Genomic DNA, 15,252 nt, shown 5'->3' with positions numbered 1-15,252 from the left:
GCCAAAGTCGCTACTGAAGTATTGCCGCTGACAGAATTATTGTTAGATCAATCGTTGTTAAAACAATTATTGTTAAATCAATTGTTGTTAAATCAATTGTTGTTGCGAATTTCTTGCCAAAGTTTGCCGCACTGCGCGTCATAGGCTTGACCATTGCCAGTGTGGGCCGCATCAATACAGCGCTGGTAATCCAGTACCCGTACTGTTTCTTTGTCGGTAAAGGCTTGATGCGCCTTCTCTTGTTTCAAAACGTTCAGTACCGCTTTGCAAGGGATCAGCCTTTCTGGTTGACCTTCGCTAGCATTGATACAAGCGCTGTATGCTTGCTTAAGTTTGCTGTCTTCCGGCTGAATGGGAGTTTGTGGGGCACAAGCACTTAATCCCATGACTGCGGCGATGATAAAAAGGATTTTTTTCATGGTGGCACTCCATTATGTCCCCGGCACAGCGGCCGGGGATGGCAATCAAAAGGGGAAAAATCAGAAGATCGTAAATGGTGCAATCACGATGAATTTAACGTCTTTTTCATCCTGGAATACGTTGCCGAAACCGCCACCATAACTTGGAATGTTGGTGTGGTTGTCGTACATGGTGTAGTGCAGTTTGAATAATGTGCCTTTAGCACGGCCTTCTTGCAGGGTGTAAAGAATGTCAAAGTTCCATGCAGATTCTTTCAAACGGGTATTTTGGTCATAAATTGGGTTGGTGCTCGGTTTGGCATCCCAACCATAAGCATAGGAAGTCCCGACTGACCAACCGGCCAAATTCCAGTTTTTCAGGTCATACATCACGCCACCAAACAACGCTTTTTCACCGTTGGCGTTAAAGTCAGAGCGCGAATCCCACCACACGTCTAAGCGACCATTGGAGGTGGCGTAGCCCGGAGTCATACGTTGCAAGAAGTAGCCTTGGTTGCCGTCAGCTTTGGCCCAGGTACCTTCCAGACGCAAATCAAATGGCCCGGTGGTGTAACCCAGAGTCAATGCTTGCAACCAGGCAAGACCGTCATAGACGTCATTAACATCTTTGAAGCCGCCATCAACTTTGTCTTTTGCACCATAGAACTGATAAGACGTCCGCAGATCATTACCCGCAACCGGGAAAGCATAAGAGGCTTTCGCAAAGTATTGATCCATGTAATCTTTGGCTTGACCGAATGCTGCTTCCAGTACTAGCTTGTTTTTAAAGTCATATTTGGCGCCAATTGAGTGCAGATAACTGATACCAGTTTTGCCATCAGCTTGACGGAAGTTGTACATGTTCTGATACCACGGCGCTTTATATTCATCAGTCCACATGTATGACATGGACAATGCGCCCGCCGTATCAAAATCAAATTTCGCACCACCTTCAGCACCGCGGTAGGTGCCCGGCATAAAGCTCCAGTGTGGGGCTAGCAGGGTCTGACCAGTGGGTTGGATATAACCACCACGCGCCCAGAAATCACCTAATTTGAATTTGGCGGCGGCTTTGTAAATACTCACACCACTCTTATCGCCGGTCCATTTTTCGTCCCAACGGGTTTTGGCATCACTGAAACCAATTTCGTTTGGTGCCGCTGGGCCACTGTTGGTCATTTCAACTGCGCCGAAAGCGGCTAAGTCGATACCGAACATATCTGCGGCATAACCGGAAGAGAAGTCCAGATTGGCGTTAAATGTGGAGTGGTGCAGGTTAGCGACATACTTGCCATACTCTGCGCTACCTGGCGTTAAATCCTTACGGTCACGCTGACGCTGCCAATAGTAAATACCACCCGTCAGTGATGAATCATCAACAAAGCCTTCTGCCTTGGCCTCTGGGGCTGCCATAAACCCCGTTCCTAACAATGCACCCGCGACTGCGAGCGCTAATGTTTTACGTTTAGCACCGTGCGTAACCATATGAAAAAATTCCTCTTTGACATCACATTTAAAGTGCCGCCCCTGTGTCCACCACAGCTCACAGGTTTAGCCTCAAAAAACCCTAGTGGGTAAAGTTTTGCTGGGAAGAAATCCCACCAGCAGTTGTTCATAAAAAAACCAACTTCGCTGTCGAAATACACACTGGTGAAGATTACTGCTGGAATACAGACTATTTTTCGCGACGCGAATTATCAATCAAAAATGAAGCTAATTATTCAAAGTATGACAATGAGCACATAACTGTGAAAAAATATTACAGAGTTCACAAAAGCTTAAAAAACAATGCATAACATGATTTTTAAAGAGCAGAATCGTTCCATATTGACATCTTGAATGGTTTCAGCTGAACCAATAAAACATAAGATTTATACGAGGAAAACAGTGTTATTTTCCCAGTTAATTCGTAAAGCGAATATTTAAGAAAGACTTACAGAACGCCGCTTAAGGGGGAGAAAAGAATGTAATCTGTTGAGATTGACCAAAGAATAGGACGGGACGGAGAGGAAATTGAAACAACCGAGTCATGTTTAGTAAAACTAACAATGACTGGATATGGACATAAAAAAAGCGTGGACTAAGCCACGCCAATTGAGGTAAATCGGAGGACTAAAATCAGTTAGTCACCTTAGCCGCCCAGGTATCACGCAGACCGACAGTGCGGTTAAATACCAACGCATCTGGCCGTGAATAGTGGCTATCAGCACAGAAATAACCTTCACGTTCAAACTGATAATTTTTTTCTGGTACCGCACCAGCCAAGCTTGGCTCAACAAAGCCCTGACGGATAATCAAAGACTCAGGGTTGATGGTGGATAAGAAGTCTTCCGCCGCCGCTGGGTTTGGTACACTAAACAAACGGTCATATAAACGGATTTCAGCAGGCAATGCATGCTTAACAGAAACCCAATGGATAACCCCTTTCACTTTACGGCCGTCGGCAGGGTCTTTATTTAAAGTTTCTGCGTCATAGCTGCAATAAAGTGTCGTGACATGACCTTCGGCGTCTTTCTCAACACGCTCGGCTTTGATGACATAAGCATTACGCAGGCGCACTTCTTTACCCAGCACCAGACGCTTGTATTGCTTATTGGCTTCTTCACGAAAATCAGCGCGATCGATATAAATCTCACTGTCGAAAGGTACCTGACGGGTGCCCATATCCGGATTATTCGGATGATTTGGCATGGTCAGCCACTCTTCCCCTGCCGCACGATTCTCGATAACCACTTTAATTGGATCCAGAACAGCCATAGCCCGTGGCGCATTTTCGTTCAGATCATCACGGATACAGGATTCCAGCGCCATCATCTCAACGTTGTTATCCTGCTTGGTCACACCGATACGGCGGCAGAATTCACGAATTGATGCTGCGGTGTAACCACGGCGACGCAAACCAGAAATGGTTGGCATACGCGGGTCATCCCAGCCCTCGACTACCTTCTCGGTCACCAATAGGTTCAGCTTACGCTTAGACATAATGGAGTATTCGAGATTCAGACGAGAGAACTCATACTGACGTGGATGGCATTCAATAGAGATATTATCCAGCACCCAATCATACAAGCGACGGTTATCCTGGAACTCCAAAGTACAAAGTGAATGCGTAATCCCTTCAATCGCATCAGAAATGCAATGGGTGAAGTCATACATCGGGTAGATGCACCACTTGTTACCAGACTGGTGATGTTCGGCAAATTTAATGCGGTACAACACCGGATCACGCATCACAATGAACGGTGACGCCATGTCAATTTTTGCGCGCAAGCATGCGGTGCCTTCAGCAAAGCCACCGGCACGCATTTTTTCAAACAGCGCCAGGTTCTCTTCCACACTGCGGTCGCGATACGGGCTATTTTTACCCGGCGCAGTCAGTGTGCCGCGATATTCGCGCATCTGCTCAGGCGTTAATTCATCAACATACGCCAGGCCCTTGTTAATCAGCTCTACAGCGTACTGGTACAATTGGTCAAAATAGTCTGAGGAGTAACGCACATCACCGCTCCAGGTGAAGCCTAGCCACTCTACGTCGCGTTTAATTGACTCCACAAACTCCACATCTTCTTTCACTGGGTTGGTGTCGTCGAAACGCAGATTGCATTGCCCCTGGTAGTCTTGCGCAATACCAAAGTTCAGGCAAATAGACTTCGCATGGCCAATATGCAAGTAGCCATTTGGCTCCGGCGGGAAGCGGGTATGAACCGACGTGTGTTTGCCGCTGGCTAAATCTTCGTCAATGATCTGACGGATAAAATTACTTGGGCGGGCTTCTGCCTCACTCATTGTTCTATTCCTCAATGCAAACGCAACAAATATAACCGCATATAATCCAACAAGCCCGACTTGGAAACAACCGTTTGTTACAGGAAATAAAACAAAAAAACGGGAAGAGATTGCTCTCTTCCCGTTGGTTCAGCTAAAAGTTAAATCGGTTATTCAGGACAGCAGTCCCTTTTCACCGTCGGGCTAAAGCCAATTATTTGCTCTGAATCTCAAACAGCTGGCTTTGACCGGCGACCACCGAACCACCCGCCAACACCGAGATACCGGCATAGTCATCAATATTACTGACAACAACTGGGCTAATCATTGAGCGCGCATTAGCGTTCAGGTAAGCCAAGTCCAGCTCAAGCACCGGTTGACCAGCAACTACAGTGGCACCTTCTTCAACCAGACGTGCAAAGCCCTGGCCGTTCAGTTTCACCGTATCAATCCCGATATGTACCACAATTTCAGCGCCGGTTTCAGTTTCCAGACAGAAAGCATGGTCAGTGTTGAAGATTTTTACGATGGTGCCGTTTGCCGGAGCAACCACAGTTTTATCCGTTGGACGAATGGCAATACCCTCACCGACAGCTTTGCTGGCAAAGGCTTCATCAGGAACCTCTTCCAAAGCAACCACATCACCGGTAATCGGAGAAACCAATACCAAAGAGGCAGCTTTCGCGGTGTTAATGACAGCCTGAGGCTTGGCCGCAGCAGGAGCAGTGGCGCTACTTGCCGCAGGAACCGGGCCACTGGCCAACACGTTACGCATTGCCGAAGCAATCAGTTCCGCACGGGTACCAACAATCACTTGCACACTTTGTTTGTTCAGACGAATAACACCAGAAGCGCCTAAGCGTTTGGCAACACCGTCATTCACCAATGCAGAATCTTTCACGTTCAAACGCAGACGGGTGATACATGCATCAATCCCTGTCAGGTTGTCTGAGCCGCCGATGGCTCCAATGTAACGACGCGCCAGACCATTAATTTCGCTTTCGTTAACTTCTGGAGTTTTATCAACATTGACGTCATAACCATCTTCTTCACTACCTTCAACTGCCAGTTCACGACCAGGAGTCAGCAAGTTGAATTTCTTGATGGTGAAACGGAACACCACGTAGTAAATCGCGAAGAACACCAGACCTTGTGGGATCAACATGTACCAGTGTGTCGCCAGCGGGTTGCGGGAAGACAACACCATATCCACCAGACCGGCACTGAAACCAAAGCCTGCAATCCAATGCATACTGGCTGCAATGAACACAGAAATCCCGGTCAGCACGGCATGGATAAAGTACAACACAGGGGCAACGAACATGAAGGAGAATTCAAGTGGTTCAGTGATACCGGTGAAGAAGGCTGCAAATGCCCCCGCCAACATGATACCGGCCACTTTTGCTCTGTTTTCCGGACGCGCACAGTGATAAATCGCCAGCGCAGCACCAGGTAAACCAAACATCATGATTGGGAAGAAACCAGCCTGATAACGACCAGTGATACCGACAACAGCTTTACCGCTATCGATGGACTGTTGGCCACCCAGGAAGTTAGGGATATCGTTAATACCGGCAACGTCAAACCAGAACACAGAGTTCAAGGCGTGATGCAGGCCGACTGGGATCAGTAAGCGGTTGAAGAAGGCATAAATACCTGCACCCACAGAACCCATATCTTTGATGTACTCACCGAAAGTCACCAATGCGTTATAAATCAGTGGCCAAACGTACATCAGAATGAAGGCAACCACGATCATCAGGAAAGACGTCAGAATCGGAACCAGACGGCGACCACTGAAGAAGGAAAGTGCTTTTGGCAATTCAACGCCGCTGAAGCGGTTATACAACTCAGCTGAGATGATACCTACCAGAATACCCACGAACTGGTTGTTGATTTTGCCGAAGGCAGCTGGAACCTGATCAACCGGAATCTTTTGAATCATCGAAACCGCGGCTGGCGAACACAGCGTCGTCAACACCAGGAAGCCGACAAAGCCGGTCAGTGCAGCAGCACCGTCTTTATCTTTTGACATACCATAAGCCACACCAATGGCGAACAGCACGGACATATTATCGATGATGGCGGCACCGGACTTGATAAACAATGCCGCTAGCGCATTATCACCTCCCCAGCTGACTGGGTCTATCCAGTAGCCCACACCCATCAATATCGCGGCTGCAGGCAGTGTGGCCACTGGGACCATCAAAGCCCGACCCACTTTTTGCAAGTAACTAAGAATATTCACCTTTCCCCCTATTCGTCCGATATCGGACCCTTTAAGTAGTTTATTTATTTGATTCACTACCTTTTAGAAAAACGCATGGCACATCTTTATTTATTCACGGCACGCTATTTATTCACGATACAAATGACTCATTCCGGAGTGTAAAAAATTTATTTCGTAACGCAAATTAAAACCCCCTATTTTGTGATAAATGTCACCAAAAACCAGTCAAAAAGCACCAATAGACTAGCCATGACACAAAACTTATTTTATCATTCGAAAAATGAACAAAGCATTGTACCAACGCATGAGTCAAAATCTGAGTTACGCTTAGCTGAATGATTCAATCCGCGTAGAGTATAGCCACTATTAGCAATCAAAGAGGTGCAAGATGAGACTTATCCCACTGAAAAACACCACAGAAGTTGGTAAATGGGCCGCACGTTATATCGTTAACCGCATCAATGCATTTAAACCGACCGCTGATCGCCCATTTGTTCTGGGGCTGCCAACTGGCGGCACACCGATGGAAGCGTATAAGCACTTGGTTGCGCTGTATAAAGCCGGTGAAGTGAGTTTCAAAAATGTGGTCACTTTCAACATGGATGAATATGTTGGGCTGCCGCAAGAGCACCCGGAAAGCTACTACACCTTCATGCACAGCAACTTCTTTGATCATGTGGATATCCCTGCTGAAAACATCAATCTTCTTAATGGTAATGCGCCTGATATCGATGAAGAATGTCGCCGTTACGAAGAAAAGATTAAGTCTTATGGCAAAATTCACCTGTTCATGGGTGGCGTAGGCGTTGACGGCCACATTGCCTTTAATGAACCGGCGTCCTCTTTAGCTTCTCGTACTCGCATCAAAACGCTGACCGAAGAAACTCGCGAAGCAAACTCACGTTTCTTTGGTGGTGATGCAAACCTCGTGCCGAAATATGCACTTACTGTAGGTGTGGGCACTCTGTTGGATGCAGAAGAAGTGATGATTCTGGTGACTGGCCGTGGCAAAGCACAAGCCTTGCAAGCCGCAGTTGAAGGCAGTATCAACCACATGTGGACCATCAGTTGCCTGCAACTGCATGCGAAAGCCATCATGGTGTGCGATGAACCTTCGACTATGGAATTGAAGGTTAAAACTGTAAAATATTTCAGCGAATTAGAAGCTGAAAACATCAAGAATCTGTAACAGTTATTAGGGGGTTAAGATGTACGCTTTAACTCACGGCCGTATTTATACCAGCCATGAAGTACTGGATAATCACGCTGTTGTCGTGGCTAACGGATTGATCGAACGTATCTGTCCTGCCGATGAACTTCCGGCTGGCATTGAGGTACGCGACTTGGGTGGCGCCATCCTGGCCCCCGGTTTTATTGATGTTCAGCTTAATGGCTGCGGGGGGGTGCAATTCAATGATTCGCTTGAAGCCATCTCCGAAAAGACGCTGGAAATTATGCAGCGCGCGAATGAAAAGTCAGGCTGTACTAGTTTCCTGCCGACACTCATTACTTGCAGTGATGAATACATGAAGCACGGCATTGATGTCATGCGTTCATATCTGCAAAAAAACCAGCATCAGGCTTTGGGTCTGCATCTGGAAGGGCCTTATATCAGCCCTCAAAAGAAAGGGACTCATAACCCAGCGTTTATTCGTAAACCTAGCGCTGAAATGATTGATTATCTGTGCGCCAATGCCGATGTGATCACTAAAGTGACCTTGGCTCCTGAAATGGTTGATGCCAAATATATTCGTCAACTGACAGAAGCCGGTATTTTGGTTTCCTCCGGCCATTCAAACGCGACGTATCAGCAAGCTCGTCAAGGTTTTGCTGCCGGTATCCGCTTTGCAACGCACCTATATAATGCAATGCCTTACATTTCCGGGCGCGAGCCGGGCCTGATTGGGGCGATTTTTGATACGCCAGAAGTGTACACAGGTGTCATTGCGGATGGTTTGCATGTGGATTGGGCCAATATTCGTAATGCTAAGCGATTGAAAGGTGAGAAATTAGTACTGGTAACTGATGCAACTGCACCAGCAGGTGCTGAAATTGATCAATTTATTTTTGCTGGTAAAACAATATACTATCGCGATGGTTTATGTGTGGATGAAAATGGCACATTAAGCGGTTCAGCACTGACCATGATAGAAGCGGTCCAAAATAGTGTTGAGCATGTGGGCATCGCGCTAGACGAAGCATTGCGTATGGCCACACTTTATGCGGCCCGAGCGATTGGCGTGGATAAGCAGTTAGGGAGTATTGAAGCCGGCAAAGTGGCCAACCTGACTGCCTTTACCCGCGATTATAAAATCACTAAAACCATCGTTAATGGTAACGAGGTTTTAAAATAAGCGAGTAATTTTATTGATGAGCACCGGCGGACAGTCACAAATTGGTAATGTGGATCTTGTGAAACAACTCAATGGTGCCGTGGTATATCGGCTCATTGACCAGCAAGGCCCGATTTCGCGCATTCAAATTGCCGATCTCAGCCAGCTAGCTCCCGCCAGTGTCACCAAGATTACTCGTCAACTGTTGGAGCGCGGGCTGATCAAAGAAGTCGATCAGCAAGCCTCCACCGGTGGTCGCCGCGCAATTTCTATCGTGACAGAAAACCGTCAGTTCCATACCATCGCTGTCCGCCTGGGCCGCCATGATGCCACTATTACGCTGTTTGATATGAGCGGCAAGTCGCTGGGTGAAGAGCACTATTCCCTGCCAGAGCGCACGCAAGAAACTCTCGAACATGCATTATTTAATATCATCAGTCAGTTTATTGAAGCTTATCAGCGCAAATTACGTGAACTGATCGCTATCGCCGTCATCCTCCCTGGTCTGGTTGAACCGAGCAAAGGTATCGTGCGCTATATGCCACATATCAGTGTTAGCAATTGGCCGTTAGTCGAAAATCTGCAAAATCGTTTCAATGTCACCAGCTTTGTTGGCCACGATATTCGTAGTTTAGCGCTGGCTGAGCACTATTTTGGTGCAACTCGCGACTGCGAAGACTCTATTTTGGTTCGTCTGCATCGCGGTACCGGTGCCGGAATCATTGTTAACAGCCAAATATTTCTTGGCAGCAATGGTAACGTAGGCGAAATCGGTCATATCCAGATTGATCCATTGGGCGAGCGCTGCTATTGCGGTAATTTTGGTTGCCTGGAAACTGTCGCATCGAATGCAGCCATTGAAAACCGCGTACGCCACCTGCTCGCGCAGGGATATCCAAGCAAGTTAACATTGGATGATTGCCATATTAGTGCCATCTGCAAAGCGGCTAACAAAGGTGATTTGCTGGCAACTGAGGTGATTGAACATGTAGGCCGCTACCTGGGTAAAGCCATTTCTATCGCCATCAACTTGTTCAATCCGCAAAAAGTGGTCATTGCCGGTGAAATCATTGAAGCTGACAAAATCCTACTCCCCGCTATTCAAGGTTGTATTAATACGCAAGTGTTAAAAAACTTCCGCCAAAATCTACCGGTGGTCACCTCGCAGCTTGATCATCAATCAGCTATTGGGGCTTTTGCGCTGGCCAAGCGCGCCATGTTAAACGGTGTATTATTGCAACGCCTGTTAGAAAACTAATCATTTATGCACCCAATAGATTTCGAGTTACAGGCAGGCGGCAACGGAATGAACCCAAGGAGTTGAGATAACTCAATGAGTTGGGTAAGTGATGGCAGCCAACAGCCCTGTATCTTGAAAGATGACGGGCATAAGATAGTGGCAGGGTCAGTTTCATTATCGACCATGTTATAGTGACTCATTGCTGCGGCTAAAAGAGTAATTTAAACGATGACAATTAAAAGCGTTATTTGCGATATCGATGGTGTTTTGTTGCATGATAATCACCCCGTCCCCGGCGCTGATGTTTTTCTGGCCCGAATTCAAGAAGCCGGCATGCCGCTGGTTATTTTGACCAACTATCCGTCACAAACCGCTCAGGATCTGGCTAATCGTTTTAGTTCTGCCGGGCTGGAAGTGCCAGAAAGTGCTTTTTATACCTCGGCGATGGCAACAGCTGATTTTCTGCGCCGCCAGGACGGTAAGAAAGCTTATGTAGTAGGTGAAGGCGCATTAGTTCACGAATTGTATAAAGCTGGCTTTACCATTACCGATATAAATCCTGATTTTGTGATTGTGGGTGAAACCCGCTCATACAACTGGGACATGATGCATAAAGCAGCCTATTTCGTCGCCAATGGTGCGCGCTTTATTGCCACCAACCCCGATAGCCACGGCCACGGCTTTGCACCTGCTTGTGGAGCGTTGTGCGCGCCTATCGAGAAAATCTCTGGCCGTAAACCATTTTATGTCGGCAAACCTAGCCCGTGGATTATCCGCGCTGCACTCAATAAAATGCAGGCACATTCGGAAAGTACCGTCATTGTGGGTGATAACCTGCGTACCGACATTTTGGCCGGTTTCCAGGCGGGCCTTGAGACTATTTTGGTTCTTTCCGGCGTATCGACATTAACAGATATTGAAGCGATGCCATTCCGCCCAAGCTACGTTTACCCATCTGTTGCAGAAATTGACATCATCTAGTTTCTCGTTGGCGGTTCCGGCCGCCATACACCTTTTTTGTGATACTCCCCTTATCGCGCGACGCCCTTTTTTAGTGCAGCGCACCAAAGTTTCTTGCTAATTCTCCCCATTTTGGCGCATTTTCGTTATGTGTGTTCACCGCCATGCCAGCTATAGCGACAAATCTATCTCGCTCTAAATTGGCGTGTTTTTTGCATTACTTTCTACAAATTATTCGGATGAATGCATCGTCATGGGGCACAGCTTGCATCAATCAAAAGCAAGTGCACGAAAAACAGTTCCAGCGATGAACGACTCAAACTCAACATCATCACCGCCAAAGCAGAGAAGTTAGGGAGATTACTATGTGTTCTATTTTCGGGGTCCTCGACCTTAAAACTGACCCCATTGAGTTACGCAAAAAAGCGCTGGAAATGTCACGTCTAATGCGCCACCGCGGCCCGGACTGGTCAGGTGTATGGGCAAATGATAAAGCCATACTCGCCCATGAACGCTTATCTATTGTTGACGTCAATACTGGTGCCCAGCCCCTGTTTAACGCGGCGCACACACATATTCTGGCGGTCAATGGTGAAATTTATAATCATCAGGCATTACGCCAGCAATACGGCGACCGTTATAAATTCCAGACCGGTTCTGACTGTGAAGTCATTCTGGCGCTGTATCAGGAGAAAGGGCCTGAATTCCTTGACGACCTGCAAGGTATGTTCGCTTTCGTCCTATACGATACGGAAAAAGACGCTTACCTGATTGGGCGTGACCATCTGGGTATTATCCCGCTGTACATGGGCCACGACGAACACGGTAATATGTTTGTGGCTTCAGAAATGAAAGCCTTGGTTCCGGTTTGCCGTACCATCAAAGAATTCCCGGCCGGAAGCTATCTGTGGAGTCAGGATGGCGAAATTCGCGAGTATTATCATCGCGACTGGTTTGATTTCGATAATGTCAAAAACAATGTCACTGATAAAGTTGAACTGGCAAATGCGTTAGAAGATGCGGTTAAAAGTCATTTGATGTCCGACGTTCCTTACGGCGTGCTGCTCTCTGGCGGTCTGGATTCCTCGGTTATTTCGGCTATCACCAAAAAATTTGCGGCTCGTCGCGTAGAAGATGATGAACGCAGTGAAGCCTGGTGGCCACAATTGCACTCCTTCGCCGTAGGTTTGATAGGTTCACCGGATTTGCGCGCCGCGCAAGAGGTCGCCAACCATTTGGGTACCGTGCATCATGAAATTCACTTCACCGTGCAGGAAGGTCTGGATGCCATCCGTGATGTGATTTATCACATTGAAACTTATGATGTCACCACTATCCGCGCCTCAACACCAATGTACTTGATGTCACGTAAAATCAAGGCGATGGGTATCAAAATGGTGCTATCTGGCGAAGGTTCTGACGAAGTATTTGGCGGTTACCTCTATTTCCACAAAGCGCCAAATGCCAAAGAGTTACATGAAGAAACCGTGCGCAAGCTGTTAGCCCTGCATATGTATGACTGCGCTCGTGCCAACAAAGCGATGTCTGCCTGGGGTGTTGAAGCGCGTGTACCATTCCTGGATAAAAACTTCCTTGATGTGGCGATGCGAATTAACCCGCAGGATAAAATGTGCGGTAATGGCAAAATGGAAAAACATGTACTACGTGAATGTTTTGAATCCTACCTGCCACATAGCGTCGCATGGCGTCAGAAAGAACAATTCTCCGATGGTGTGGGTTACAGCTGGATTGATACATTAAAAGAGAAAGCTGCCGAGCAAGTCACTGATCAACAGATGGAAACTGCGCACTTCCGTTTCCCATACAACACGCCGTCCTCCAAAGAGGGCTACTTGTATCGAGAAATTTTTGAAGAGCTATTCCCACTGCCAAGTGCAGCGGAATGCGTGCCTGGCGGCCCTTCAGTAGCATGTTCATCAGCTAAAGCTATTGAATGGGATGAATCATTCAAAAGCATGGATGACCCTTCTGGTCGCGCGGTAGGCGTGCATCAGGATGCTTACAAATAACTGAACGTGATAGCAGGGGGAGTCTGCCTGCATCAACCATTCCGCTCTCAAGGCCGCCTTTGGGTGGCCTTATTTTTTTGCTGGCAAATTCAACAATTAATCATCATAAGTGCTGCTTTAATCACCAGACTGTTCACAAGCCAAACAAACGAACCCCTTCAATGCTTTTTTGGGAAAAAATTAGTTGACGCAAATCGGCCATATACGCATAATGCGCCCCGCAACGCCGATGAAGGTTGTGCAGAAAAAAGACGGCTACGTAGCTCAGCTGGTTAGAGCACAGCACTCATAATGCTGGGGTCACAGGTTCGATTCCCGTCGTAGCCACCATCTTTTTTCATGTATGCGGGAGTGGCGAAATTGGTAGACGCACTAGATTTAGGTTCTAGCGCCGCAAGGTGTGCGAGTTCAAGTCTCGCCTCCCGCACCATTTTCATCGGTTGTCACAGTAGATGGGATATCGCCAAGCGGTAAGGCACCAGGTTTTGATCCTGGCATTCCCAGGTTCGAATCCTGGTATCCCAGCCATTTCTCTGAAATGGTGAAATAGTTTGTTGTTAAACACGAAGATTGTTAAAGACGAAGATTGTTAAACACAAATACTGTTAGACGCCAGTTGTACTAAATCAGTAAAAAGAATTGTATTTCAGTTGGGATATCGCCAAGCGGTAAGGCACCAGGTTTTGATCCTGGCATTCCCAGGTTCGAATCCTGGTATCCCAGCCATACAATTTCTTAAGGTTAAAGATTTTAAGATGGCTACGTAGCTCAGCTGGTTAGAGCACAGCACTCATAATGCTGGGGTCACAGGTTCGATTCCCGTCGTAGCCACCATCTTTTGGGGTATCGCCAAGCGGTAAGGCACTGGATTCTGATTCCAGCATTCCGAGGTTCGAATCCTCGTACCCCAGCCAAATTTAGAAAAGCTCGCTTCGGCGGGCTTTTTGCTTTTCTGCATTTTGTTTTTTCACTGTAATGAGATTTTTTCGCTGCGATAAAATTTGAATTTTGCTTTTCAACAAAAGAACAAGAAACGTGCCCACAGTCGCCAGGCAATAACTATTTCTGGCGACGAGTTATTAAAATACCTACAGCCCTAGTGCATACTTCAATGCATGCTCCTTGAGCTTACCCGCACGTTGAGCCGCCATCAGCGCCAAATTACGCACAAATTTTACCGCAGGTAAGTCATTACTGAATGCGGTGTAAAACACATCCATTCCACTTTGCATAATCAAATTATCAGTACGGCGGCGGCGCTGATAACGCTGCAATACCTGCTCGCTATGCCAAGATTCAGCCTGTTCACGCGCCTGGTTTAACACCTCCAGTAACACATCGACATCCCGATATCCCAGATTAACCCCCTGCCCCGCCAATGGATTGATGGTATGCGCCGCATCGCCCAGTAATACCAACCCCGGCTGCACATATTGCTGCGCATGGCGGCGAACCAAAGGAAAAGAACCTGTGGCAATGGCGTTGACAGTTCCCAAACGAGATGGGAAAGCCGCAGCAATCTCTTGATTCAATTGTGCCAGCGGCAACGCCTGAAGCAGACGGATACGCTGAGGACTGTCGTACCAAACCAATGATGCCCAGTTATCAAATAATGGTAGGAACGCTCTTGGACCAGAAGGGAAAAACTGCTGCCAGGTGGTGTCTTGCTGAGCAGTGTCGGTCTCAACAGTAATTAACATACAAGACTGGCGATATTGCCAACCGCTGGTGCCAATCCCAGCTAAACGGCGTACCAGAGAATTAGCCCCATCCGCACCCACCACTAAATGGCTCTGTATCTCTCGCTGTGCATCTAACGTGATTTTCCAATAGTCATCTACTCTAACCATTGTTTGCAGCCGTGACGGGCACAGTAACGTCAAATTAGGGCATGTTGCCATCTGTTGCCATAGCGCCAACTGCAAAACCCGGTTCTCGACCATAAAGCCCAGTTCAGGCAATGACAGCGACGCCGCATCAAAAACAACTTGAGAACCCGGCTGTTCCCATGTTTCCAATCGACGATAAGGTGCATAGCGCATCTGTTGCACTTGCGACCAGGCTCCGAGTTGTTTCAGCAAGGATACCGAGGTGCATCCAATCGCGGAAACCCGTAAGTCCGGCACACTTTCAGCCTCAAACGGCTGCGGAGCCTCGTGTTCCAGTAACGCCACTGACCAGCCAGTTTGTGCCAGCCCCAGCGCGGCAGCAGCACCTACCATGCCTCCACCCACGACCACAACATCATAATTTGGTTGCGATTTATCCATTTTGGCCATTCTTAGAAGTTAAAATA

The 15,252-nt window shown here is 47.5% G+C and carries 10 protein-coding genes and 6 tRNA genes; 11 read left to right on the top strand and 5 right to left on the bottom strand.

Features of this window, described 5'->3' with window-relative positions:
* Window positions 1-92 precede the first annotated feature (92 nt).
* From chiQ to nagE, 4 genes are all read right to left on the bottom strand, one after another.
* A complete protein-coding gene (chiQ, locus tag FGL26_RS00600; RefSeq protein ID WP_005167950.1) occupies window positions 93-419 on the bottom strand; it encodes a ChiQ/YbfN family lipoprotein in 327 nt (108 codons plus the stop codon).
* A gap of 60 nt (window positions 420-479) precedes the next feature.
* Window positions 480-1,883 (bottom strand): chitoporin ChiP, encoded by a 1,404-nt coding sequence (gene chiP, locus FGL26_RS00595; protein ID WP_005167949.1) that lies wholly within the window; start codon window positions 1,881-1,883, stop codon window positions 480-482.
* A 633-nt stretch (window positions 1,884-2,516) separates the two neighbouring features.
* The gene (gene glnS, locus FGL26_RS00590) at window positions 2,517-4,184 is read right to left on the bottom strand and encodes a glutamine--tRNA ligase (RefSeq protein WP_032912649.1); all 1,668 of its coding nucleotides are present in this window, start codon (window positions 4,182-4,184) and stop codon (window positions 2,517-2,519) included.
* Window positions 4,185-4,377: 193 nt separating this feature from the next.
* Window positions 4,378-6,411: an N-acetylglucosamine-specific PTS transporter subunit IIBC gene (nagE, locus tag FGL26_RS00585; protein ID WP_005167947.1), complete on the bottom strand. Its 2,034-nt coding sequence runs from the start codon at window positions 6,409-6,411 to the stop codon at window positions 4,378-4,380.
* A gap of 370 nt (window positions 6,412-6,781) precedes the next feature.
* Between nagE and nagB the strand changes: the two genes are divergently transcribed.
* From nagB to FGL26_RS00530, 11 genes are all read left to right on the top strand, one after another.
* Window positions 6,782-7,582, top strand: a complete 801-nt coding sequence (nagB, locus tag FGL26_RS00580; RefSeq protein ID WP_005163359.1) for a glucosamine-6-phosphate deaminase — start codon at window positions 6,782-6,784, stop codon at window positions 7,580-7,582.
* Window positions 7,583-7,601: 19 nt separating this feature from the next.
* Window positions 7,602-8,747, top strand: coding sequence for an N-acetylglucosamine-6-phosphate deacetylase (gene nagA / locus FGL26_RS00575; RefSeq protein ID WP_005167945.1), 1,146 nt, complete (start codon window positions 7,602-7,604; stop codon window positions 8,745-8,747).
* Window positions 8,748-8,763: 16 nt separating this feature from the next.
* Complete coding sequence (gene nagC / locus FGL26_RS00570; RefSeq protein ID WP_005167941.1) at window positions 8,764-9,984, top strand: DNA-binding transcriptional regulator NagC; 1,221 nt, start codon at window positions 8,764-8,766, stop codon at window positions 9,982-9,984.
* Window positions 9,985-10,194: 210 nt separating this feature from the next.
* Window positions 10,195-10,947 carry an HAD-IIA family hydrolase gene (locus FGL26_RS00565; RefSeq protein WP_005167939.1) on the top strand — a complete coding sequence of 251 codons (753 nt, stop codon included), beginning with the start codon at window positions 10,195-10,197 and terminating at the stop codon, window positions 10,945-10,947.
* A gap of 344 nt (window positions 10,948-11,291) precedes the next feature.
* Window positions 11,292-12,956, top strand: coding sequence for an asparagine synthase B (asnB, locus tag FGL26_RS00560; protein WP_005167937.1), 1,665 nt, complete (start codon window positions 11,292-11,294; stop codon window positions 12,954-12,956).
* Window positions 12,957-13,209: 253 nt separating this feature from the next.
* A tRNA-Met gene (locus tag FGL26_RS00555) sits at window positions 13,210-13,286 on the top strand.
* 15 nt (window positions 13,287-13,301) lie between these two features.
* Window positions 13,302-13,386: transfer RNA gene (locus FGL26_RS00550), tRNA-Leu, on the top strand.
* Between the two features lie 23 nt (window positions 13,387-13,409).
* Window positions 13,410-13,484, top strand: a tRNA-Gln gene (locus tag FGL26_RS00545).
* Window positions 13,485-13,607: 123 nt separating this feature from the next.
* Window positions 13,608-13,682 (top strand) — tRNA-Gln (locus tag FGL26_RS00540).
* Between the two features lie 31 nt (window positions 13,683-13,713).
* A tRNA-Met gene (locus tag FGL26_RS00535) sits at window positions 13,714-13,790 on the top strand.
* Window positions 13,791-13,795: 5 nt separating this feature from the next.
* Window positions 13,796-13,870 (top strand) — tRNA-Gln (locus FGL26_RS00530).
* Between the two features lie 174 nt (window positions 13,871-14,044).
* Here the strand turns inward: FGL26_RS00530 and ubiF are convergent.
* Window positions 14,045-15,226 (bottom strand): 3-demethoxyubiquinol 3-hydroxylase, encoded by a 1,182-nt coding sequence (gene ubiF, locus FGL26_RS00525; protein WP_005167930.1) that lies wholly within the window; start codon window positions 15,224-15,226, stop codon window positions 14,045-14,047.
* Between the last annotated feature and the right edge of the window lie 26 nt (window positions 15,227-15,252).

This window comes from Yersinia enterocolitica subsp. enterocolitica (assembly GCF_901472495.1).
Taxonomy (GTDB): Bacteria; Pseudomonadota; Gammaproteobacteria; order Enterobacterales; family Enterobacteriaceae; genus Yersinia; species Yersinia enterocolitica.
Note: the sequence above shows the minus strand (reverse complement) of the source record. Positions and strands in the feature narration are given on the sequence as shown.